Annotated in this window: 19 protein-coding genes; 9 read left to right on the forward strand and 10 right to left on the reverse strand. The window is 73.2% G+C overall.

What is annotated here, in order from left to right; all coding sequences use genetic code 11:
- The first annotated feature begins 120 nt into the window (after nucleotides 1-120).
- Nucleotides 121-912: a VOC family protein gene (locus tag AB852_RS00220; protein ID WP_073785144.1), complete on the forward strand. Its 792-nt coding sequence runs from the start codon at nucleotides 121-123 to the stop codon at nucleotides 910-912.
- 43 nt (nucleotides 913-955) lie between these two features.
- On the opposite strand, the gene AB852_RS00225 is transcribed toward AB852_RS00220, so the two are convergent.
- From AB852_RS00225 to AB852_RS00240, 4 genes are all read right to left on the reverse strand, one after another.
- Entirely contained in the window at nucleotides 956-1204 is a 249-nt protein-coding gene (locus tag AB852_RS00225) for a WhiB family transcriptional regulator (protein ID WP_073782361.1), read from the reverse strand.
- A 131-nt stretch (nucleotides 1205-1335) separates the two neighbouring features.
- Nucleotides 1336-2307: an acyl-ACP desaturase gene (locus AB852_RS00230; protein WP_073782363.1), complete on the reverse strand. Its 972-nt coding sequence runs from the start codon at nucleotides 2305-2307 to the stop codon at nucleotides 1336-1338.
- Between the two features lie 168 nt (nucleotides 2308-2475).
- Nucleotides 2476-3252, reverse strand: coding sequence for a dimethylargininase (gene ddaH / locus AB852_RS00235; protein ID WP_073782365.1), 777 nt, complete (start codon nucleotides 3250-3252; stop codon nucleotides 2476-2478).
- A gap of 252 nt (nucleotides 3253-3504) precedes the next feature.
- Nucleotides 3505-5148, reverse strand: a complete 1644-nt coding sequence (locus AB852_RS00240) for an ABC-F family ATP-binding cassette domain-containing protein (RefSeq protein ID WP_073782367.1) — start codon at nucleotides 5146-5148, stop codon at nucleotides 3505-3507.
- A 369-nt stretch (nucleotides 5149-5517) separates the two neighbouring features.
- On the opposite strand from AB852_RS00240, the gene AB852_RS00245 reads away from it, so the two are divergent.
- Together AB852_RS00245 and AB852_RS00250 are read left to right on the forward strand one after the other, a co-directional pair.
- A complete protein-coding gene (locus tag AB852_RS00245) occupies nucleotides 5518-6198 on the forward strand; it encodes a GOLPH3/VPS74 family protein (protein WP_073782369.1) in 681 nt (226 codons plus the stop codon).
- Nucleotides 6199-6243: 45 nt separating this feature from the next.
- A complete protein-coding gene (locus tag AB852_RS00250) occupies nucleotides 6244-7131 on the forward strand; it encodes an isocitrate lyase/PEP mutase family protein (RefSeq protein ID WP_073782371.1) in 888 nt (295 codons plus the stop codon).
- 498 nt (nucleotides 7132-7629) lie between these two features.
- Here AB852_RS00250 and AB852_RS00255 read toward each other — a convergent pair whose 3' ends face one another.
- The 3 genes from AB852_RS00255 to AB852_RS00265 all read right to left on the reverse strand — a co-directional run bounded on the left by AB852_RS00255 (nucleotide 7630) and on the right by AB852_RS00265 (nucleotide 10711).
- The gene (locus tag AB852_RS00255) at nucleotides 7630-9261 is read right to left on the reverse strand and encodes a gamma-glutamyltransferase family protein (protein ID WP_073782373.1); all 1632 of its coding nucleotides are present in this window, start codon (nucleotides 9259-9261) and stop codon (nucleotides 7630-7632) included.
- Nucleotides 9262-9346: 85 nt separating this feature from the next.
- The gene (locus AB852_RS00260) at nucleotides 9347-10093 is read right to left on the reverse strand and encodes a FadR/GntR family transcriptional regulator (RefSeq protein ID WP_079184190.1); all 747 of its coding nucleotides are present in this window, start codon (nucleotides 10091-10093) and stop codon (nucleotides 9347-9349) included.
- Between the two features lie 123 nt (nucleotides 10094-10216).
- Complete coding sequence (locus AB852_RS00265) at nucleotides 10217-10711, reverse strand: RidA family protein (RefSeq protein ID WP_073782375.1); 495 nt, start codon at nucleotides 10709-10711, stop codon at nucleotides 10217-10219.
- Between the two features lie 158 nt (nucleotides 10712-10869).
- Between AB852_RS00265 and AB852_RS37480 the strand changes: the two genes are divergently transcribed.
- Together AB852_RS37480 and AB852_RS00275 are read left to right on the forward strand one after the other, a co-directional pair.
- Nucleotides 10870-11856: a YoaK family protein gene (locus AB852_RS37480; protein ID WP_107499093.1), complete on the forward strand. Its 987-nt coding sequence runs from the start codon at nucleotides 10870-10872 to the stop codon at nucleotides 11854-11856.
- A gap of 285 nt (nucleotides 11857-12141) precedes the next feature.
- Nucleotides 12142-13788, forward strand: a complete 1647-nt coding sequence (locus AB852_RS00275; RefSeq protein WP_073782377.1) for a purine-cytosine permease family protein — start codon at nucleotides 12142-12144, stop codon at nucleotides 13786-13788.
- A gap of 591 nt (nucleotides 13789-14379) precedes the next feature.
- On the opposite strand, the gene ssgD is transcribed toward AB852_RS00275, so the two are convergent.
- Entirely contained in the window at nucleotides 14380-14793 is a 414-nt protein-coding gene (gene ssgD, locus AB852_RS00280; protein WP_073782379.1) for a spore wall synthesis regulator SsgD, read from the reverse strand.
- Nucleotides 14794-15042: 249 nt separating this feature from the next.
- Between ssgD and AB852_RS00285 the strand changes: the two genes are divergently transcribed.
- Nucleotides 15043-16425 (forward strand): YCF48-related protein, encoded by a 1383-nt coding sequence (locus tag AB852_RS00285; protein WP_245876543.1) that lies wholly within the window; start codon nucleotides 15043-15045, stop codon nucleotides 16423-16425.
- Between the two features lie 21 nt (nucleotides 16426-16446).
- On the opposite strand, the gene AB852_RS00290 is transcribed toward AB852_RS00285, so the two are convergent.
- Nucleotides 16447-16746 (reverse strand): YciI family protein, encoded by a 300-nt coding sequence (locus tag AB852_RS00290; RefSeq protein WP_073782381.1) that lies wholly within the window; start codon nucleotides 16744-16746, stop codon nucleotides 16447-16449.
- A 186-nt stretch (nucleotides 16747-16932) separates the two neighbouring features.
- On the opposite strand from AB852_RS00290, the gene AB852_RS00295 reads away from it, so the two are divergent.
- A complete protein-coding gene (locus AB852_RS00295) occupies nucleotides 16933-17670 on the forward strand; it encodes an endonuclease V (protein WP_073785164.1) in 738 nt (245 codons plus the stop codon).
- A gap of 134 nt (nucleotides 17671-17804) precedes the next feature.
- Here the strand turns inward: AB852_RS00295 and AB852_RS00300 are convergent, their stop codons facing one another.
- Entirely contained in the window at nucleotides 17805-19004 is a 1200-nt protein-coding gene (locus AB852_RS00300) for a saccharopine dehydrogenase family protein (protein ID WP_073782383.1), read from the reverse strand.
- Between the two features lie 436 nt (nucleotides 19005-19440).
- Here AB852_RS00300 and AB852_RS00305 point away from each other — a divergent pair, with 436 nt between their 5' ends.
- Nucleotides 19441-20772, forward strand: a complete 1332-nt coding sequence (locus AB852_RS00305) for a CaiB/BaiF CoA transferase family protein (RefSeq protein WP_079184192.1) — start codon at nucleotides 19441-19443, stop codon at nucleotides 20770-20772.
- Nucleotides 20773-20869: 97 nt separating this feature from the next.
- Nucleotides 20870-22084 (forward strand): acetyl-CoA C-acetyltransferase, encoded by a 1215-nt coding sequence (locus AB852_RS00310; RefSeq protein WP_073782385.1) that lies wholly within the window; start codon nucleotides 20870-20872, stop codon nucleotides 22082-22084.
- The last annotated feature ends 33 nt before the right edge of the window (nucleotides 22085-22117 follow it).

Consider the following 22117-nt stretch of genomic DNA (forward strand, 5'->3'; position numbering starts at 1 on the left):
ACTCGGTGGGGAAGGACGACCGGGGGCCCCGTGGCCCGTGCCCGGGGCCCGGCACCCAGTACCCGGGACCGGGACGGAGCGGCGGTCCGCGACCGGCCGGGGTCCCAGGAGGAGGGCATCATGCTCACCATCCCCTACGTCCACGGCGCTCCGAACTGGCTCGACCTCGGCACCCCCGACCTCGACGGCGCCCTCGGTTTCTACGGGGCGCTGTTCGGCTGGACGTTCCGCTCGGCGGGTCCGGAGGCCGGCGGGTACGGCATGTTCCAGCTCGACGGCGGGACCGTCGCGGGCGGGATGACCGTCACGGCGGACCAGGGGGCACCGAGCTGGACGGTCTACTTCCGCAGCGACGACGCCGACGCGACGGCCGCGGCGGCCTCGGAGCACGGCGGCTCGGCCGAGTTCGCCCCGATGGACGTCATGGAGCAGGGCCGGATGGCGCTCCTCCGTGACGCCGAGGGTGTCCGCTTCGGCATCTGGCAGCCCGGTACCAACAAGGGCCTCGACCTGGTCGACGTGCCGGGCTCGCTGTGCTGGACGGAGCTGTACACCCCGGACGTGGCCTCGGCCAAGGCGTTCTACGGCGGGGTCTTCGGCTGGCACACCTCCGACATCCCCTTCGGCGGCGGCACGTACACGACCGTGGGCCCCGCCGGGGCCGACGAGAGCGGCACCTTCGGCGGTCTCCTGCCCGTCGACGCGGACCCGGCGGAGACCGCGGCGGGTCCCTACTGGACGCCGTACATCGAGGTCACCGACACCGACGCGGTCGCGGCGCGGGTCCAGGAGCTCGGCGGTGAGGTACGGATGCCGCCCACCGATCTGCCCGACGTCGGCCGGATCGCCAAGGTCGCGGACCCCTACGGAGCGAGGTTCGCGGTGATCCGCAGCGCGGCCCGCCAGGACTGAACCCGCGCCGGCACCGCACCCCGTCGCGCCCCGGCCGGGCCGGTCAGGCGGCGGCCTCCCGGCGCAGGTCCAGCCGCTCCTTCTCGGAGAGCCCGCCCCACACACCGAAGCGTTCGTCGTTGGCGAGCGCGTACCTCAGGCACGCCTCGCGCATGTCGCACATCCGGCAGATGCGCTTGGCCTCGCGTACGGAGCTGCCGGGCTCCGGGAAGAAGAATTCGGAGCCGGTCTGCGCGCACAGCGCCCGCTCCTGCCAGTCGGAAGCCTGCTCCAGGTCACTGTCGATCTGCATGCCACCGATCGTGCACGGTGGCGAAAAACAAACGATCAACGCGCTGTTCATCCGGGGGTCCGGCGGGGTCGACAGCGGGAACGACGGTGGGGGGCACCGGCCCGCGGCCCGTGCCCCCCACCGTCGTACGGTCAGCCCTTGCGGGCGGCCATCCGCGCCTTGCGGGCGGCCAGCCGCTCGTCGAACTTGCTCGCCTCCGCGTCGAGACCGCCCATGTAGAGCCCGAGCTCCTCCTGGGCCTTCAGACCGTCGGGGCCCAGCCCGTCGATCTCCATGACCTTCAGGAAGCGGAGCACCGGCTGGAGCACGTCGTCATGGTGGATGCGCATGTTGTAGACCTCGCCGATCGCCATCTGCGCAGCGGCCCGCTCGAAGCCGGGGATGCCGTGACCGGGCATCCGGAAGTCGACGACCACGTCGCGCACGGCCTGCATCGTCAGATCGGGCGCCAGCTCGAACGCGGCCTTCAGCAGGTTCCGGTAGAAGACCATGTGCAGGTTCTCGTCGGTCGCGATCCGCGCCAGCATCCGGTCGCACACCGGGTCACCGGACTGGTGGCCGGTGTTGCGGTGGGAGATCCGGGTCGCCAGCTCCTGGAAGGCCACGTACGCGACGGAGTGCAGCATCGAGTGGCGGTTGTCCGACTCGAAGCCCTCCGACATGTGCGACATGCGGAACGCCTCCAGCTTGTCGGGGTCCACCGCCCGCGACGCCAGCAGATAGTCCCGCATCACGATGCCGTGGCGGCCCTCCTCGGCGGTCCAGCGGTGCACCCAGGTGCCCCACGCGCCGTCGCGGCCGAACAGGGAAGCTATTTCGTGGTGGTAGCTGGGGAGGTTGTCCTCGGTGAGGAGGTTGACGACGAGCGCGATCCGGCCGATCTCGGTGACCTTGGACTGCTCCTTGCCCCAGGCCTCGCCGTCCTCGAAGATGCCGGGGAAGTTACGGCCGTCCGACCACGGCACGTACTCGTGCGGCATCCAGTCCTTGGCGACCTTCAGATGACGGTTCAGCTCCTGCTCGACCACTTCCTCCAGCGCATGGAGGAGCCGGGCATCCGTCCAGGTGGACGAGGTGCCGAGGTGGGGAGAGGTGAGCGTCACTGGGGCTCCTGGGGAGGGGAGTACGTGCTGGGGACGACAACCTACGGCAACGTAGGCTACGAACCCGTAGGTTACGAACCCGTAGGTTAAACCCGCCGTAAAGGCACCTCGCAGCCGGGGTGGTGGAAAACATCCGAATCCGGCCATTCACCAGCGGGTCCATGCGGGTCAGCTGTACAGCTCCCGCAACCGCACTGAGAGGCATGTCACACAGCCTTCCAGCTTCTCGAACTCGCTGATGTCCACCAGGACGGGCTCGAAGCCCAGCCCGGCGAGCAGCCCGGCGGACCGGGGCGCGCTCGCCGCCATCAGCAGCCGGGCCCCGCCGAGCAGCACCACATGCGCCCCGGACTCCTCCGGCACCGGCAGAAAACCCGGGAACAGGCTCGGCGTGTCGACCAGCGGTCCGTACCCGATCACCGTGCCGTCCGGCAGCGCGGTCACCGCCGACTTCAGATGCAGCACCCGGTCCACCGGCACCGCGACGACCCGGGCCCCCAGCGGCTCGAACGCCGCCCGCAACTGCTGGACCCCCGCCGCGTTGGTCCGCCCGCCCCGCCCGGCGTACAGGGTCTCCCCGATCTTCAGCACATCGCCGCCGTCCAGCGTGCCCGGCTCCCACACCCAGTTCACCGAGGCACCCAGCCGCCCCACGGCCTCCTCCACCCCGGCGGTCTCCGCCCGCCGGGACTCGGCGCCGGGCCGCGCGATCAGGGCGACATTGCGGAACACCACGACGGTGTCCTCCACGAACACCGCGTCCGGACAGTCGTCGGCGGGCGCCACCTCCAGCGTCTCCCACCCATGGGCCTCCAGCGCCGCCGCGTACTCCTCCCACTGCCGGACCGCGAGATCCACGTCGACGGGTTCCCGCGTGCCATGGGTCACGATCCCCTCGGCGAGCCGGGGACCGGGACGGCGGATCAGGGCCTTCTTGCTGGGCACAGGCGGCTCTCCGTCTCGACGGGCACGGGCGCGGAGGGGGCCGGTACGGCCCCCTCGCGTACGGCGGCCATCATGCAACCGGCCACCTGACGGGAAACAGCCCCCGGGCACAACCGACGGCCGATTCGCGTGGTACCCCTGCCCGCGGACGCGCCCCGCACACCCGGCCCGCGCCCCCGCCGCGCCCCTTCCCCCTCCGGTCCCCCTTCCCGGTCCCCCTTCCTGGACGGGCACCGTTCGCCGGGACGCGGACTAGCCGAGCCCCGCCACGTCGCGCGGTGTCACCTCCCGCAGTTCGCCGTCCAGCTCCAGCCAGCGGGTGATGCCCAGCGACTCCAGGAACGGCAGATCGTGACTCGCCACGATCAGCGCCCCCTCGTACGACTCCAGCGCGCTGGTGAGCTGCCGGACGCTGGCCATGTCCAGATTGTTCGTCGGCTCGTCCAGCATCAGCAGCTGCGGCGCGGGCTCCGCCAGCATCAGCGAGGCCAGTGCCGCCCGGAACCGTTCGCCGCCCGACAGGGTCGACACCCGCTGGTCGGCACGGGCACCCCGGAACAGGAAGCGGGCCAGCCGGTTCCTGATCAGCGCGTTGGTGGCCTGCGGGGCGAACCGCCCGACGTTCTCGGCGACCGTCGCCTCCTCGTCCAGCAGATCCACCCGCTGCGGCAGGTACCGCAGCGGCACATGCGCCACCGCCTCACCCGCCTCGGGCGACAGCTCACCGGCGATCGTCCGCAGCAACGTCGACTTCCCGGCCCCGTTCCTGCCGACCAGCGCGATCCGCTCCGGGCCGCGCACCCACAGCTCACCGTCCACCCGGGAGCCGTACCGGAGTTCCAGCTCCCGCAGGGTCAGCACGGTGCGACCCGGCGGCACCGACGTGTACGGCAGATCGACATGGATCTCGTCGTCCGACCGTACGGCTCCGGCGGCCTCGTCGAGACGCTCCTTCGCCCCGGCGAGCCTGTCCTCGTGCATGACGCGGTGCTTGCCGGCCGACACCTGGGCGGTGCGCTTGCGGTCGTTCATCACGATCTTCGGCTCACGCTTGGTGTCGTACATCTTCTGCCCGTACCGCTTGCGCCGGGCCAGCTTGACCTGGGCGTCGGCCAGTTCGCGCTGCTGGCGGCGCAGATCGGTCCGGGCGACACGGACCATCCGCTCCGCCGCCTCCTGTTCCACTGCCAGCGCCTCCTCGTACGCGGTGAAGTTGCCGCCGTACCAGGTGATCGCGCCGCCGCGCAGATCGGCGACCTGATCGACCAGGTCCAGCAGTTCACGGTCGTGGCTGACCACGACCAGCACCCCCGTCCAGGCCCGCACGGCCGCGTACAGCCGCCGCCGGGCGTCCAGGTCGAGATTGTTCGTCGGCTCGTCCAGCAGCAGCACGGCGGGCCGTTCCAGCAGCAGCGCGGCCAGCCGCAGCAGCACCGACTCACCACCGGACACCTCGCCGATGGTCCGGTCGAGACCGATGTGCCCCAGCCCCAGACCGGCGAGCGTGGCGAGCGCCCGCTCCTCCACGTCCCAGTCGTCACCGACGGCCGCGAAGTGCTCCTCGGCGGCGTCACCCCCCTCGATGGCGAGCAGCGCGGCTCTGGTCGCGGCGATCCCCAGCACCTCGTCCACCCGCAGCGCGGTGTCGAGCGTGACGTCCTGGGGCAGATACCCGATGTCACCCGCGGTGAGCACGGAGCCCTCGACGGGCGTGAGTTCACCGGCGATCAGTCGGAGCAGGGTGGACTTCCCCGAGCCGTTCAGCCCGATCAGGCCGGTCCGTCCCGGACCGAAGGCGGTGTGCAGGTCGTCGAAGACCGGCGTGCCGTCGGGCCAGGCGAAGGACAGCGAGGTCAGGGTGAGGGAAGCGCTGCGGGAAGGATTCGGAGTAGACATGCGGCCTCCTGGTCGCTCGTCATGGTCAGGGCGACGAGTGGAGACACCGGGAAGCGGGGACCGGACGGCCGGAGGCGGGGCGCGCCGTGACGGGGGCGTTCAGCGGGGAACGCGGGAGGCCGCCGCCGGAAAGGCGGACCGGACTGCCCCGTACGGGCGGACGGCTCGTGCACCGAGGTCGCACACTTCGCACACAGCGGATCGGACCGGACTGTGTGACGCGGTGTCCCGGGACCTCAGTAGAGCAACGTCCTTCTCCCATCAACGGTGGCAATGCCTCTACACCGTAGAAATCGGCCCGGGGGAAGTCAAGCGTTTATCGTGGCGCTGGGCGGCCCCTCCCTCTCCACGCCGCCCTGGAGGAACTCCGTGCCGTTCGGCCCGCTCTCATTGCCTGCCCGGCTCTATCTGCTGTCGTGGGACACCACCCGGCTCAAGATCACCGGTGCCAGTCAGCTGCACTACCTGGTCAGAGCGGGAGCCCTCACGGAGCTGGCGCAGCGCGGGCTGCTGGTCGACGACGAGGGGGTCGTCCGGCCGGTCGACCCGGACGCCCGCGCCGGGGACACCGTCCTCGACGGGCTGCTGGAACTGATCGGCGAGTCGGCGCCCCGCAAGTGGAAGTCCTGGGTCGGCTCGCGCGCCCGCGTCACCCTCGACGCCGTCCGTGAACAGCTTGTCGCCGAAGGTCATCTGGGGGTCGACCGCAAACGCGTCCTCGGGGTCTTCCCCTCGGTCGACCACACCCTGGAACGGCCCGCCGTCGTGGACGCCCTGCGGGACGATGCCCGCTGTGTGCTCGTCGGCACGGCACCCGTCGAGGACGTTCCCGCCCGTGACGCCGCACTGGTCGCCCTCGCCGTCGCGGGCGAGGTCCGCACCCTCGCCTCCGCCAAGGAGTACCGCGCCCACAAGGCCCGCGCCGAGGCCCTCACGGCCCGCAGCGGCGCGGCGGCCCCGGCGCTGCGCAAGGTGATCCAGGAGCTGCGCACGGCGCTCATCGTCACGACGACGACGGTGGTCGCGGGCGGTGCCGCGACCAGCGGCTGAGCCGGTCGACGCGCCCGCGACCCCCCGCGTGCTTGAGTGGTCGCCATGACGTACGAGACGAAGCCGCCCGTGGACGCCGTGGACGCCGTCGACCCGGTGGCGCAGGCCCGCGCCTTGCGCGCCCTGCATGTGCCGGGCCGCCCGCTGGTGCTGCCCAACGCCTGGGACCCCGCGAGCGCCCGGCTCGTCGTGGCCGCCGGCGCCCTGGCGGTCGCCACCACCAGCGCGGGGATCGCCTGGGAACTGGGTCTCCCCGACGGTGAGCGGCTCGACCGGGACCGCGCGCTCGACGCGGTGGCACGGATCGCGGCGGCCGTCGACGTACCGGTCACCGCCGACATCGAGGCGGGCTACGCCGACGAGACCCCGGACATCGCCGCCACGGTCCAGATCGTGCTCGCCGCCGGTGCGGTCGGCGTCAACATCGAGGACGCCCTGTACGGGGACCCGGAGCGGGACGCGGCCACCCCGCTGCGTCCGGCGGGCGACCAGGCCGCCCGGCTGCGCGTCGCCCGTGGCGCGGCCGACGCGCAGGGCGTGCCGCTGTTCGTCAACGCCCGGGTGGACACGTACTGGAAGTCGGTCGGCGACCCGGCCACCCGGCTCGCCCGCACCCTGGAGCGGGCCGCCGCGTACCTCGCGGCGGGCGCGGACGGGATCTTCGTCCCCGGGGTCCGCGACCCCGACGAGATCCGGGCCCTGGCCGACGGTGTGGACGGCCCCCTCAACATCCTGGCCGGACCGGGCCTGCCGACCGTCCCGGAACTGGCCGCACTCGGCGTGGCCCGTGTCACCCTGGGCTCCGGACTGGCCCGCGCGGCCCACTCGTTCGTCCGGTCAGCAGCCCGAGAGGCCCTCACCACCGGCACCTACGAAGCCCTCACCGGGGCCATGCCCTACAAAGAGGCCAACACCCTCTTCCCCCACCCCTGACCAGCCCCACAGAAGAGCCCCCAGCCGGTCAGCGCCCCCAAAGGGGCGCGGGGCACCCGAGAAGGGAGCGGTACCGGGCAGCGCCCCCAAAGGGGCGCGGGGAACTGCGCAAAAACGAGAACCGACCCGCACCCGAGAACCGAGCGGTACCAGGCAGCGCCCCGCCAGGGGGCGCGGGGAACTGCGCAAAAGACGAGGACAACCCGCACCCGAAAGGCGAGCGGTACCGGGCAGCGCCCCGCCAGGGGGCGCGGGGAACTGCGCAAAAGACGAGGACAACCCGCACCCGAGGAGCAAGCCCCAGCAAGGCAGCGCCCCCGAAGGGGCGCGGGGAACTGCGCAAAAGCGAGAACGACCCGCACCCGGCGGACAACAGCAGGAGGCAGCACCGGGAGGCGCAAGCGAAGGCGCCCCGCGGGGAACTGCGCAGAAACGAGGACCGACCCGCACCCGGCGGACAACAGCAGGAGGCAGCACCCGGAGGCGCAAGCGAAGGCGTCAGGCCAGCCGCACGGCCACCGCCCCGTCACTCCGAGGATCGGTCCCCGCGTCGAACCCGCCGTCCTCCCGCCGCCGCACCACCTGCCCGTGTCCCACCTGCTCGTCCAACTCGGCCAGGACCTCCGCCCGGTACCCCGCCCCGACCAGCGCGGAAAGCGCCTCCGCGGGCACCGATCCCTCCACCGAGGCCACCCCGGCGGGCTCGTCCACCCCGAGCCCGCCGATCACCCACCGGGGCCGGCCCAGCGCCCGCACCGGATCGTCCCCCGCCGTGAGCCGCAGCGCGAGATGCGTATGGATCTGCGGCTGCGCCTTGCCGCCCATCGTGCCGTGGGCGCCGCTGATCACCCCGTCCCGCCGGGTCAGTACCGGCATCAGGGTGTGCGCCGGACGCCGCCCCCCGGCGAGCCGGTTGGGGGCGCCGGGCGCCAGGTCGAAGAACGACCCCCGGTTGTGCAGCACGATTCCGCTCCCCGGGTCGAGGATGCCGGACCCGAAGCTGTGGAAGAGGCTCTGGATCAGCGACACCGCGTACCCCTCGGCGTCGGCCGCGACCACCGCGACGGTGTCCCCGCTGGGCCGCGCGGCCTGGGCCCGCCGGGCGGCACCGGGCACGGACGCGGTCCGCTCACCGCCCAGCGCCCGCTCGCCGCCGAGAACCCGTTCGGCGACCGTGTCGAGATGGGCCGCCCCGAGCAACTCTGCGACGGGGACGTCCACCTGGCGGGGGTCCGCGAGATGGCTGTCCCGGTCCTGGGTGACCGCGTCGAAGATCCGCGCCAACAACGACGCCTCCGAGCCGAGCAGTTCGGCGTCGCGCGGCATACGTTCCACCAGGGCGAGGGCCTGGAGCAGGTGCAGGCCCTGCGAGTTGGGCGGGGCGGTGAGGTATTCCTCGCCCCGGAACACCGTGGCCAGCGGCTCCGTGACCTCGGTGGTGTGCCGGGCCAGATCGTCCCTGGTGAGCGGTGACCCCAGGGATCGCAGCAGTTCCACCAGACCCGCGCTCAACTCCCCGTCGTACAGTGCCTTCGGGCCCCGCTCGGCGAGCAGAGCCAGGGAACGGGCGAGGGCCGGCTGACGGAGCACCGCACCGGTGGCGAGCGGGACGCCGTCCGGGAAGAACACCTCGCGCATCCCCGGGTCCCCGAGCAGCAGCGGCGCCTCCTGGCGCAGTGCGGTGGCGACCCCGGGCGCGGTCGGCACACCGTCCCGGGCGTAGGTGACGGCCGCGTCGAACAGCCGCTCCCACGGGAGCCGTCCGGCGAGCTCGTGCAGGGTCGCCCAGCCCGCGACGACGCCCGGGACGGTCACGGTCCGCGCGCCGGTGACCGGCATCAGGGGGCCGCTGAAGGCCCCGGGGTCGGCTCCGGCCGCGGCGGCTCCGCTGCCGTTGACGGTGAGGGTCCGTCCGTCGGGCAGCGCGACCAGGGCGATCAGGTCGCCGCCGACCGCGCACTGGTGCGGATAGACGACCGTGAGCGCGATGGCAGCGGCGAGCGCGGCGTCGACGGCGTTGCCGCCCGCCGCCCGGACGGCGTCCCCGGCCCCGGTGGCCAGGGCGTGCGGGGCGGCCAAGGCGAAGGGCGCGGCGGCGGAGGCGGGCTGGGCGGGCGGTACGGCGTTCATGACGGCGGCCTTCCTTGCTGCGGCGGCACCGGCACGGGACGGCGTTCGCGCGGGGGAGAAGAGGGTGGGCTGAGGTGCGGCGAGGTCAGGGTCGCGGTTCCGCGGTGTCGTGGGTGCCCCGCCCCAGACTGTCGATGATCATGCCCTGGACCTCGCTGAGGTGGTCGGCCATCGCCTCGGCCGCCGCCTCGCTGTCGTGGCTGATCAGCGCGGCGAGGATACGGCGGTGCCCGCGCAGTGAGGCGACCAGGCGTTCCGTGGACTGGTACTGCGGGTCACGGGAGGGTCCGACCCACTCGTTGGTGGCTTCGAGGAGCCGGGTCAGCATCGGGTTGTGGGTGGCCCGGGCGACGGCGACGTGAAAGGCGCCGTCGAGTTCGATGAGGGCGGCCAGATTGTCGCGTCCGCGCTCCAGCTCGGCCTGCGACAGCAGTCCGGCGAGGTGCTGGAGATCGCTCTCGGTGGCACGCAGCGCGGCCCGCGCGGCGACGGGCGGTTCGACGGCGGAGCGCAGATCCATGACCTCGTGCACCAGCCGTGCCGCCTCGTCCATGTCCCCGAGCTGACGGGCGTGCAGATCGGGCCGGGTGGTGCCGGTGACGATCGTGCCCCGGCCCGGCTTGCGGTCGACGAGTCCGCGCAGCTCCAGTTCGCGCAGTGCCTCGCGGACGGAGGCCCGGGAGATCCGCAGCTGCTCGGCGAGTTCGCGCTCGGCGGGGATACGGGTGCCGGCGGGCAGCCGACCCTCCTCGATGAGCCCTTGGAGGCGTCCGGCGAGCCGGTCGGGTCCGAGGGCTGCCTCGGGGGCGATCAGGGTCCAGTCGACGGTCACCGATGGGCCTTTCGGGCGGGGCGGCGGTCCGGGTGGGCCCGGCCGCCGGGCGGTGGACGGGTGCCGTGCGGCACGGCCGCGCGCGCCGGCCGGGCGGTGCGCGCGACCGCCGTCCCGGGTGGGTCAGCCGTCGATCTCGACGGTGAGCCAGTTCTCGAAGCAGCTCCGGCGGGCGAGGCTCATCACCCCGATGGTGGCGCGTCCGCCGAGCCCCGCTTCGGGGCCGAACACGTCCCGGAAGAGGTCCGTCGCGCCCGAGGACACCTTGTGCACGTCCTCGAACTCCGGGGTGCTGACGACGAAGCACAGCGAGCGTACTAGGGAGTGCACCCGGTTGAGCGAGCCGAGGGCGAGCCGGATGCCGCCGAGGCAGTTCAGGGCGGTCAGCCGGGCGGCCTCGTAACCCTGCTCGACGGTCACATCGGCGCCGAGGCGGCCCGGGTTGCGGACGTTGCCGTCCGCGTCGTCGGCGGTGTGGCCGCCCAGGAAGAGCAGGTTTCCGGTGATGTGGTGGGGCTTCATCGACCCGTAGTCCGTGCCGTAGTACGGCCGGGCGGCGAAGTCGGGGATGACGAGACCCAGTTCACGGACGCGGGTCTCGGGATCGGTGTGCGCCATGGAGTGCGTGCCTTCGGGTGCGGGTGGCCCTGCCGGTGGGCCGAGATAGTCAGATGGTCCGACCAAGTGGGCTTATTGTTTGGGCACCTTTTCCCGTATGTCAACCCCTTCGGCCGCCAGCGCGCCGGGGGTACGGGCCCCGAAACCCGAGGAACGGCATGATGCGAAACCAGCCGAGCGGTCCCCCCGACGACCTCCCCGGCCCCCAGGACCACGCCGACACCGCCGGTCCCAGGAACCCCGAAAACCCCACGGGCCCCACGGGATCTGCCGGGGTCGACAGCCGCGACGATTCCTCGGGGTCCGGCCCCGAGGGCTCCGGACCGGACGCAGCGCCGGACGCAGCGCCGGACGCGGGACCGGCCGCAGCGCCGGACGCGGGACCGGCCGCAGCGCCGGACGCAGGGCCGGACGCAGCGCAGGGAACGGCGCCGGACACCGTCCCGGACACCGCGTCCGTACTGCCCGCCACCGCCGGACGGCAGCGGCTCGCCGACGCGCTCGCGCTGCTGCTCACCGTGGCGGCGGGGGCCACCGACGCCCTGGCCTACCTCGGTCTCGGCGGAGTCTTCACCGCGAACATGACCGGCAATCTCGTCCTGCTCGGGATCGCGGGTTCGCACGGCGCCGATCTGCATGTGGCCCGCGCGGCGGCGGCCACCCTCGCCTTCGCCGCCGGGCTGGTGCTGGCGTTCCGGGTGACCCGCGACCTTCCGGCGGGCGCCCTGTGGCCCCGGCGGATCACCCTGACCCTGACGGTCGGTCTGCTCTGCCAGGTGGCGTTCCTCGCGGGCTGGGCCGCCGTGGACGCCGAGCCGTCCGAGGAGTGGGACGTGGCGCTCGTCGCCCTGTCGGCGCTCGCCATGGGGGTGCAGACCGCGTGCGCGCGGCGGGTCGCGCTCGCCGGGATCACCACCACCTTCGTCACGGGCACCCTCACATCGATCGCCGAGTCCGCCGCGCACGGGTCCGCCCGGCACGTCCCGCGCCGGCTGGCGGTGCTGCTCGCCCTGGTGGTCGGCGCACTCGCCGGAGCGCTCCTGCTGCGGTACGCGCCGATCACCGCCGCCGTGCTGCCCGCCGCCCTGGTCGCGCTGACCCTCGTACTGGGCACACGGCTGCATCAGGTGCGACGAAATCCGTAGTAACTTGACCGATTGACCCATGTTTTTCGTTGCGTGAGCTCACTTCTTCGGTCGAACCGTTGACAAGGCGGGGTGGCGGCGCACACCTTGACCGGACGAGGTCATCCCGCCGGAAGCCTCGGGGCCGACCAAGCAGCCCCCGCGTCGTCACCCGTCCGCAGCCCGCACCACCGGGCCCGCCCCGCGCTTCCCGTTCCGCGCGGTGTCCGCCCCGGTGCGGGGACGCGTCGTACGGCGCCCCCCCGCCCCGCTCTCCCCCCAGGCGGCCGTTCCCTAGGACTTCCCGTGACCGCTCCACGCCCGGATGTCTCCGCCCCCGTACCACTGGACGTCTCCTTCACCGATGACCCCCGCGTCGTCAAGGAGGCCGCCAACGAGGACTACTCCACGCATATCGTCCCGCTGACCTGGCGCAGCGGCCGGCTCTCGCTGACCATGGCCTGGTACGCGCTCGTCAGTGGCATGTTCTACCTGGTCACCGCCGCGACCCTGGCCGTGACCGTGGGGACCGTCGACACCCTGATCGGCATCCTGCTCGCGGTCGCCGTGTTCGGCACGGTCAACTACGTCTTCTCGCGATACGCGGCCCGCACCGGGCTGACCGTGGCCCTGCTCTCGCAGCGCGTCTTCGGGTACATCGGTTCGGTGCTCGCGCCGCTCGTGCTCGCCGCGACCGCGATCTACTACGCCGTCTTCGAGGGCTCGGTGATCGCGCACGCCCTGCACGCGTACACCGGGGCGCTGAGCATCGAGTTCTGGTACGCGGTCTCGATCCTCACCAATGTGCCCATGGCCGTCGGCGGGGTACGCCGCTGGCTCGACAAGTTCAACGGGGCGCTGCTGCCGCTGTACTGGACCGGCCTCATCATCGCCGTGATCCTCGCCGCGCGGGAGTACAAGCCGTCCGGCTGGTTCACCCACACCCCGGACCTCGTCCCGGACCTCGGTGCCCCGGGCTGGCTGTACGCCTTCTTCGTCTACATGGGCGTCTTCGTCTTCATGATGTACACCGTCGACTTCGGCCGGTTCGGCAAGCCGAAGGACGCGGGCTTCCACAGTGTCGTCACCTTCGGCCCGGTGTTCTACTTCTTCGTGTACTTCGTCAACGGCCTGATCGGGATCTTCCTGGTCCTCGCGGCGGGCGCCGCCGGGATGCCGACCGAGACGGCCATCGGTGACACCATCGTCGCGCTGATGGGTGTGTGGGGACTCGGGGTCGTCTGGCTGACCCAGTCCCGTATCAACACCGCCAACTACTACGTGGCGTCCACCAATGTGGAGGCTGTGGTCGCCCGGCTCTTCCACATCCGGGTGCCACGGGTGGCGGCTCTCGCGGTGGCGAGCGTCGTGACGTACCTGATCATGCTCACCGACGTACTGAGCTATGTGCTCACCGCGCTGGCCTGGCAGGGCGCGTTCGTCGTCGCCTGGGTCGGCATCATGCTGACGCATCTGGCGCTGCACCGTGACGGCGACCGGGACGGGCTGCCGGAGTTCCGGCCGGGGCGGGTCGCCACGTTCGCGCCGGGCGCGGTGGTGTGGATGATCTCGTCCCTGACGGGCATCCTCGTCCTGGAGTTCACGGGGACCTTCGGCACGACCTGGTCGTCTCCGGTGACCCTGGTCCTGAGCGTCGGCCTCTACTGGCTCGCCACCCGCACCACCCGCTCCCCGGTGCTCCGCCGGGCCCACGACCCGCGCGACGAGGTCGACGACATCTGGCAGGCCCGGGTCCGCTGCCACCGCTGCGACCACTCGTACATCGCGGCGGAGATGGACCGTGATCCGTCCGCGGAGGGCGCTCCGGCGATCTGCGCGGACTGCGCGGGCCGCAGCAGAACCTTCCGCAGAGCCGCACTGGCGGAGGCGGCCACCCTCTCCGGCGGCCCGGTCTCCGGCCCCCGACTCCGCGAGCCGACCCCCCAACGCTGACCGAACGAGACCCGGGCCGCGCTCAACCAGAGCCCGGCCCGTTCTCGTCACCAGCGACCCGCACGGGAACAACTACGCCCAGAACCGAGTACCCAGGGGCGCGAGGAACCGCGCACCCCCGAGCGACCTGAGCAGGAACAAGTACGCCCAGCACAGGGAACCTCAGGGGCGCGAGCAACCGCGCACCCACGAGCGACCCGCACGGGAACAAGTACGCCCAGAACCGAGTACCCAGGGGCGCGGGGAACTGCGCACCCCCGAGCGACCTCAGCAGGAACAAGTAGGCCCAGCACAGGGAACCTCAGGGGCGCGAGGAACCGCGCAAAACCACCGAACGACCCGCACGGGAACAAGTACGCCCAGAACCGAGTACCCAGGGGCGCGAGGAACTGCGCACCCCCGAGCGACCGCACAGGAACAAGTACGCCCAGCACAGGGAACCTCAGGGGCGCGAGGAACCGCGCAAAACCACCGAACGACCCGCACGGGAACAATCGCGCCCAGCACAGGGGACCCTGGGGGCGCCCGACAAGGCCCACACAGGAACAGTGGGCCAAGGAGGAGCACCCCCAGCCCCGCCCGCCCCCGGGCTCATGCGTCGCGCATCAGATCCGCGAGGTCCTGGTCCAGATCGAGGTACAGCGACTCGCGCCCCGTGGGCACCGCCGCGTCGGTCCGCTCCAGGAACCGGCGCAGCTCACCACTGCGGACATGCACGATCGCGGTGCCCTCGGGCGCGTGGAACTCCATCACCGTACGGTCGAACCCGTACGGCCGGACCCGTACATCGCCCTGGCCGACGGCCTCCTCCATCCCGGCGGCGAGCAGCTCCCGCGCGAACGTCCAGCACACATCGACGCCTTCCAGCGTCGAGGGCGCGGGGAAGGTCATACGGACCGCGAAGGGGTCGTCCTGCTCGTACCGCAGAACGGCCGGGATGGTGGCCATGCGCGGCGCGGCGGCGACCAAGCGCGCCTCCACGGCTTGCTCGATGACGATGGACAACGCCTGCTCCCTCGTGACGGCGACGGCTGTCGGCCCAGTGGCACGGTCGGCCCCACTGAATCCCCGGACATCAGAAGAGACGCCGGAGCGCCCCGATCCGTGACCCGAACGGTGAGTGACCTCTGTCACGGCTGCCCGCTCGTGGGACTCCGGACACCTGCGGACCCCTTCTCCCGCCGCCCGGGGGGAGGTTCGGCCCGGCGCGGGCCCTCTGGACGGCCTCCGCCCCAGGCACTAGCTTCGCCCGCCATGAGGCGCTTGGGGAACAAGAGGCGTACGGTCCCGACGACCCGGAAGCACGACACCGGTACCGACACCGTCCACAGCCACAGCGACGGCCACGGCCACGGCCACGGCCACGTCATCTCCACCGGCCCCGGCACAGACCCGGCGGGCCGCCGCCCCAGCGCCGCCCGCCGCACCGCCCGGCTGCTCGCGGTGGCCCTCACCGCTCTGGCGTCGGCCGTCCCCGCGCACGCCTCGGAAGCCCCCGCTCCCCGGACCCCGGCCCCGGTCCCCACCGTGTCCGAGTCCGAGGCCGCCGACACCCTGGGCACCGGTCAGCCGCGTCCGCCCGGCTGGCGCTCCCAGGACAGCGGTGTCACCGTCCGGCTGCGGGGGCTCGCGGCCGTGGACCGGCGCACCGCGTGGGCGGCGGGCTCCCGGGGCACCGTGCTGCGCACCACCGACGGCGGTGCGCACTGGCGGACGGTGTCCCCGCCCGGGACGGCCGACCTGGAGTTCCGTGACATCGAGGCGTTCGACGCCCGTCGGGCGGTGGTCCTCGCGATCGGTGAGGGCGAGGCGTCCCGGATGCTGCGCACCGATGACGGCGGCGCCACCTGGACGGAGGTCTTCCGCAACACCGACCCCCGAGCCTTCTACGACTGCGTGGCGTTCTTCGACGACCGCCGCGGACTGGCGATGAGCGACCCGGTCGACGGCAAGTACCGCATCGTGTCCACCCGGGACGGCGGACGCTCCTGGCGGGTGCTGCCCGACGCGGGCATGCCGCCCGCCCTGCCCGGGGAGGCGGGGTTCGCGGCCAGTGGCCAGTGCCTGGTCACCTCCGGCTCCCGGGACGTGTGGCTGGCGACGGGCGGCGGCGCACGCGCGCGGGTGCTGCGTTCCACGGACCGTGGCCACACCTGGCGGGCCACGGAACTGTCCCTCCCGGCGGGCGATCCCGCGCGCGGGGTGTTCGCGCTCGCCTTCCGAGACAGCGACAGCGACAGCAGCGACAGGGAGCGCGACCGCGACCGTGACCGCGGCAGGGACCGTGACCGCGACCGCGCCCAAGGCATCGCCGTCGGCGGCGACTACCGCACCGGTCAGCCCTCCCCGGACGCCGCGGCGACGACCCGGGACGGCGGACGTTCCTGGCGTTCGGCGGACCGTCCCCCGCCCGCGTACCGCTCGGGCGCCGTCTGGCTGCCCGCCCCGTGGGCGCACCGCGTCGGCTCCCGGCACGCCGCGCTCGCGGTCGGCCCGACCGGCACCGACCTCACCACGGACGGCGGCCGGACCTGGCGGCCGATGGGCACCGGCTCCTACGACACCGTCGACTGCGCCCCGGACGGCGGCTGCTGGGCCTCCGGCGAGAAGGGCCGGGTGGCCCGGCTCACCCGCTGACCGGTCGTGGCCCGGCGCACGTCAGGGCCGCTGGGGCTCCCGATAGGCGGCCAGCTCGGGCACGGTCTTCGTCATCGCGAACTCCGTGATCCGGTACGCGCAGAACCCGGCCGTCACATACGGGTCGGCCGCGACGACCGTCTCGATCCGCGCGCGGTCGTCACCGACCGCCAGGATCACCCCGCCGTCCCGGGGATTCTTCCGCCCGGACGCGAGGAACACGCCTGCCGCGTACTGCTCGTCCAGCCAGCGGATATGGGCGTCCAGCGCCACGTCCACAGCGTCGACGGGCACGGTATAGGTCAACTCCAGCACGAACACACCCCGACCCTACCCATCCCCGCGGTCCCGAACGGCCGAGGGGTTCCCGGCGCGGGGGACCCGGCAGGAGGTATGGCAGGACTTGCGGACCCACACGGCGCCGGTGCCGTGTGGGTCCGGGACGGCACGGCGAATCCGGGTGACGCGAGCCGCGCGGAGGCGCCCCGCACTACCCTCGGCGTCACCATGAAGCCCGCACCGCACCCCGTACCGGACCCCACCCCCGTACCGGCCCCGCCGCCGCCCGACGACTGGCCCGTCACCGAGGACCGGGCGCGCGCCGTCCAGGACGAACTGCGCGCCCGCGTCGTCCTGGACGAACCCGGACCGCCTCCCGGCACCGGACACGCCACCGGCGTGGACGTGGCGTACGACGACAGCCGCGACCTCGTCGTCGCCGCGGCGGTCGTCCTCGACCGCGTCACCCTGGAGGTGGTCGAAGAGGCCACCGCCGTCGGCACGGTGTCCTTCCCGTACGTTCCCGGACTCCTCGCGTTCCGTGAGATCCCGACCGTGCTCGCCGCCCTGGAGGCACTGAGCGTCGACCCGGGGATCGTCGTCTGTGACGGTTACGGGCTCGCCCATCCCCGCCGCTTCGGGCTCGCCAGCCATCTCGGTGTCCTCACCGGGCTCCCCACGATCGGTGTCGCGAAGAACCCGTTCACGTTCACGTACGAGGAACCGCCTCCCACGCGCGGGGCGTGGTCCCCGCTGCTCGCGGACTCGGAACAGGTCGGCGCCGCGCTGCGCACCCGGCCCGGGGTCAAACCCGTGTACGTGTCGGTCGGCCACCGGGTCACCCTGCCCAACGCGGTGGCCCACACCCTGGCCCTGACGCCCCGGTACCGCCTCCCGGAGACCACCCGGCACGCGGACTCCCTGTGCCGCAGGGCCCTGTCCGAGCTCACGGCCGGACGCCCCTGACCGGCCCCTCACCCGTCCAAGAGGCGCCGCGGCACACCGACCGGCGCGGAACCGGGCCCGGCCGTGCCTGCGGGAACCGGGCCCGGCCGGGCCTGTGGCGCGTGCGTGGCGCCCCCCCCGGTGACCGGGCCGGGCTACCGGGTGTCGGCCACCCGGAAGGTGATCCCGGCCGCGCGCAGCCGTTTCGTCAGCGCGTCGCCCATCGCCACGGCCGTGGTCACCTGACCCGAGGTGTCGGGCAAGTCGTCCAGGGCGAGGCTCATCGCGGCCTCGGCGAGCATCTTCGAGGTCTCGCCGTAGCCCGGGTCCCCGCCCGAGACCTCGGTGAAGACCCGTCTGCCGCCGCCCTCCCCGACGAACCGCACCGAGAACCAGCTGCGCGCCCGGCGGGCCGCGTCCGGCCCCTCACCGGGGCGCACCAGCCTCGACAGCTGCCGTCGCACGGACGGCACCTGCGCCACGGTGAACAGGGCCGTCAGCGCGGCCACCCCGCCCACCGCCACGGGCAGATGACGGACCGCCGCGTACTCGCGGTAACGGAAGTCGGGACCGTACCGCTCCAGCGCCCGTGCCGACCGCTGCACCACCTGTGCGTCGATCGTGGGCAGGGGCAGCGCCCAGGCGCCGACCTCCTTGGCGAACCGGGGTCCGCCGATCGCCGAGTAGGCCCGCCTTCCCACGCTCCGCGGCTCATGCCGTCTGCGGTCCCGCGCGGCCGCCGCCATCCGCCGCCCGCGCGCCGACTGGCCGACGATCGACGCGAACGTGCCCCCGGAGAACATCCCGCGCGCGCTGACGTACCCGTCGACACGCAACGGGACGTCCGGCGGCAGCTGTCCGACGGTGAAGAGCACGCCCAGATCGTGCGGGACCGAGTCGAACCCGGCCGAGTGCACCAGACGCGCCCCCGTCTCCCGCGCGCGTGCGTCGTGCCGCACATACGTGAGGTCCACGAACTCGGGCTCCCCGGTGAGGTCCAGATAGTCGGTGCCCTCGTCGGCGCACGCGGCCACCAGTTCCTGCCCCAGTGTGAGATACGGCCCGACCGTGGTCGCCACCACGCGCGCGTGGCGGGCGAGTTCGCGCAGGGAGCCGGGATCGTCGGCGGACGCCTCGATCACCCCCGCCCCGGCGGCGGCCGGGAAGACGGCCGCCAGTTCCCCGTGCAACCGCCGCAGTCTGTCCGCGTCCCGGCCCGCGATGGCCCACCGCAGGCCCTCGGGCGCGTGCGCGGCGAGGTACTCCGCGGTCAGCGCGCCCACGAACCCGGTGGCGCCGAAGAGGACGATGTCGTAGGACCGGTCCGTGCGATCTGCCTTGCCCAGCCTGCTCATGGCAACCTCTCAGCCGTGACGCCCGCGCCGTTGTCGGTGGCTGAGGCTAGCGTGTGCGGGCCCGCGGGTGACCAGGGCGACCGCGGTGAGCACCTCGCGCAGGGCCGGGCCGGTGGTCCGCCCTGGGGTGCGCCCACGCGTCCGGACGGCCGGGCCGAGCGGGTGCACCGCAGGGCGGACGGCTCGTGTCACAGGCGGCGGGGCCCGCCGCCGGACCATCATGGAAGTGCTTCGCCGGGCACGTTTCCAAGCGCTTGCTCGTTCTTCTCTTGTGCGGCCCGCGACCCGTTCCTAGCATCACTTCTGTTCGCACCGGTCGTGTCGGAGCCAGTCACGCGGACCTGGTCATGCAAGCCATGCAGACCTGTCGCGCAGACCTGGTCACGCAGATCCAGTCATGTCGTAGATCCGGTCGGGTCATGGACAAGGGAGCTCGATGAGCGGGACACAGGAACCGCCCCGTACGCCCGCGCAGGGCGGCCCCCTCGCGGGGGTGCGGGTCGTGGAGCTGGCGGGTATCGGTCCGGGGCCGTTCGCCGGCATGCTGCTGGCCGATCTCGGCGCGGATGTCGTCCGGGTCGACCGCCCCGGCGGCCCGGGCCACTCCGTCGCCCCCGAGCACGATCCGACCAACCGCGGCAAGCGTTCCGTCCTGGTGGACCTCAAGGCCCCGGGCGGCCCGGAGCGGGTTCTCGGTCTGGCGGGCCGGGCGGACCTCCTCATCGAGGGCTACCGCCCCGGTGTCGCCGAGCGTCTCGGGGTCGGGCCCAAGGAGTGCCACGCGCGCAACCCCCGGCTGGTCTACGGGCGGATGACCGGCTGGGGCCAGAGCGGCCCGCTCGCCCCGCGCGCGGGCCACGACATCAGCTACATCGCCGTCACGGGCGCGCTCGGCATGATCGGCCGCCCCGACCAGCCGCCCACACCTCCGGCCAACCTCCTGGGGGACTACGCGGGCGGCTCGCTCTACCTGGTCGTCGGACTCCTCGCGGCCCTGCACCACGCGCGGACGACCGGCACCGGCCAGGTCGTGGACGCCGCGATCGTCGACGGCACCGCGCATCTCACCACCCTGATCCACGGCCTGGCCGCCGCCGGACACTGGCAGGACCGCCGGGGCGTCAACCTCCTCGACGGCGGCTCCCCCTTCTACGGCTGCTATCCGACCTCCGACGGCGGCCATATGGCCGTGGGCGCCCTGGAACAGCGCTTCTACGATGAGTTCCTGGCGCTCCTCGGCCTCACCGCGACCGCGCCCCCGCGCGAGGACCCGGCCCGCTGGGACGAGCTGCGGGCGGCCGTCGCGGCCCGCTTCGCGACCGGCACGCGCGCGTGGTGGACGCGGGTGTTCGCGGACTCCGACGCGTGCGTGGCGCCCGTGCTGTCGCTGCGTGAGGCTCCCGGGCATCCGCATCTCGCCGCCCGGGGCACCTTCACCGTCCACGAAGGGGTCACCCAGCCCGCGCCCGCGCCCCGCTTCTCGGCCACTCCCGGCGCCATCCGCCGGAGCCCCGCACGCCCCGGTGCCGACACCGCCGAGGTGGCCCGCGACTGGGACCTGCCCGACCTCACGACACCGCAGGACCCCCCGGGCCGCGCGACACCGCAGGACCCCCCGGGCCGCGCGACACCGCAGGACCCCCCGGGCCGCGCGACACCGCAGAACGCCCAGGGCTTCACGACACCCCAGGACGCCCCGGACCTCGCGGCACCTCCGGAGGATCTCGCCGCGGTACCCCCACGGGACCTCGCCGGGGACGGCCGGTGATGCCCGCGCACCCCGTGATCCGCCCGCTGATCCGCCCCGCCCCGCGCCTCGCGCGGCCCCCCGCCCGTTCGGCCGACCCTCACCGAAAGGTTCACGCGTGACCACCGAAGCATTCGTGTACGACGCGATCCGCACCCCGCGCGGTCGCGGCAAGGCGGACGGCGCCCTGCACGGCACCAAGCCCATCGACCTCGTGGTCGGCCTGATCCACGAGCTGCGCGCCCGTTTCCCCGGCCTCGACCCGGCCGCGATCGACGACATCGTGCTCGGTGTCGTCGGCCCGGTCGGTGACCAGGGCTCGGACATCGCGCGGATCTCCGCGATCGCCGCCGGACTGCCCGACACCGTCGCGGGCGTCCAGGAGAACCGCTTCTGTGCCTCCGGGCTGGAGGCGGTCAACCTCGCCGCGATGAAGGTCCGCTCGGGCTGGGAGGACCTGGTCCTCGCGGGCGGCGTCGAGTCGATGTCCCGGGTGCCGATGGCGTCGGACGGCGGCGCCTGGTTCGCGGACCCGATGACCAATCACGCCACCGGCTTCGTGCCCCAGGGCATCGGCGCCGACCTCATCGCCACGATCGAGGGATTCTCGCGCCGCGACGTGGACGAGTACGCGGCCCTCTCGCAGGAACGCGCGGCGGCGGCCCGCAAGGACGGGCGCTTCGACCGTTCCGTCGTCCCGGTGACCGACCGCGCGGGCCTCGTCGTCCTGGACCACGACGAGCATCCCCGGCCCGGTACGACCGCCGACTCCCTCGCCCGGCTGAAGCCGTCCTTCGCGGACATCGGGGACCTCGGCGGCTTCGACGCGGTGGCCCTCCAGAAGTACCACTGGGTCGAGCGGATCGACCATGTCCACCACGCGGGCAACTCCTCCGGCATCGTGGACGGCGCGGCCCTCGTCGCCGTCGGCTCCCGCGCGGTGGGGGAGCGGTACGGGCTGCGCCCGCGCGCGCGGATCGTGTCCGCCGCGGTCTCCGGCTCCGAGCCCACCATCATGCTCACCGGCCCCGCCCCCGCCACCCGCAAGGCCCTCGCCAAGGCCGGGCTGACCATGGACGACATCGACCTGGTCGAGATCAACGAGGCGTTCGCCGCCGTCGTGCTGCGGTTCGCCCGGGACATGGACCTGTCCCTCGACAAGGTCAACGTCAACGGCGGCGCCATCGCGCTCGGCCACCCGCTGGGCGCCACCGGCGCGATGATCCTCGGCACCCTCGTCGACGAACTGGAGCGCCAGGACAAGCGCTACGGCCTCGCCACCCTGTGCGTGGGCGGCGGCATGGGCATCGCGACCGTCGTCGAACGCGTCTGACGGCCCACCCGCCCCCCCCGTAGCGTCCCCGAC

Source organism: Streptomyces uncialis (assembly GCF_001905345.1).
GTDB lineage: Bacteria > Actinomycetota > Actinomycetes > Streptomycetales > Streptomycetaceae > Streptomyces > Streptomyces uncialis.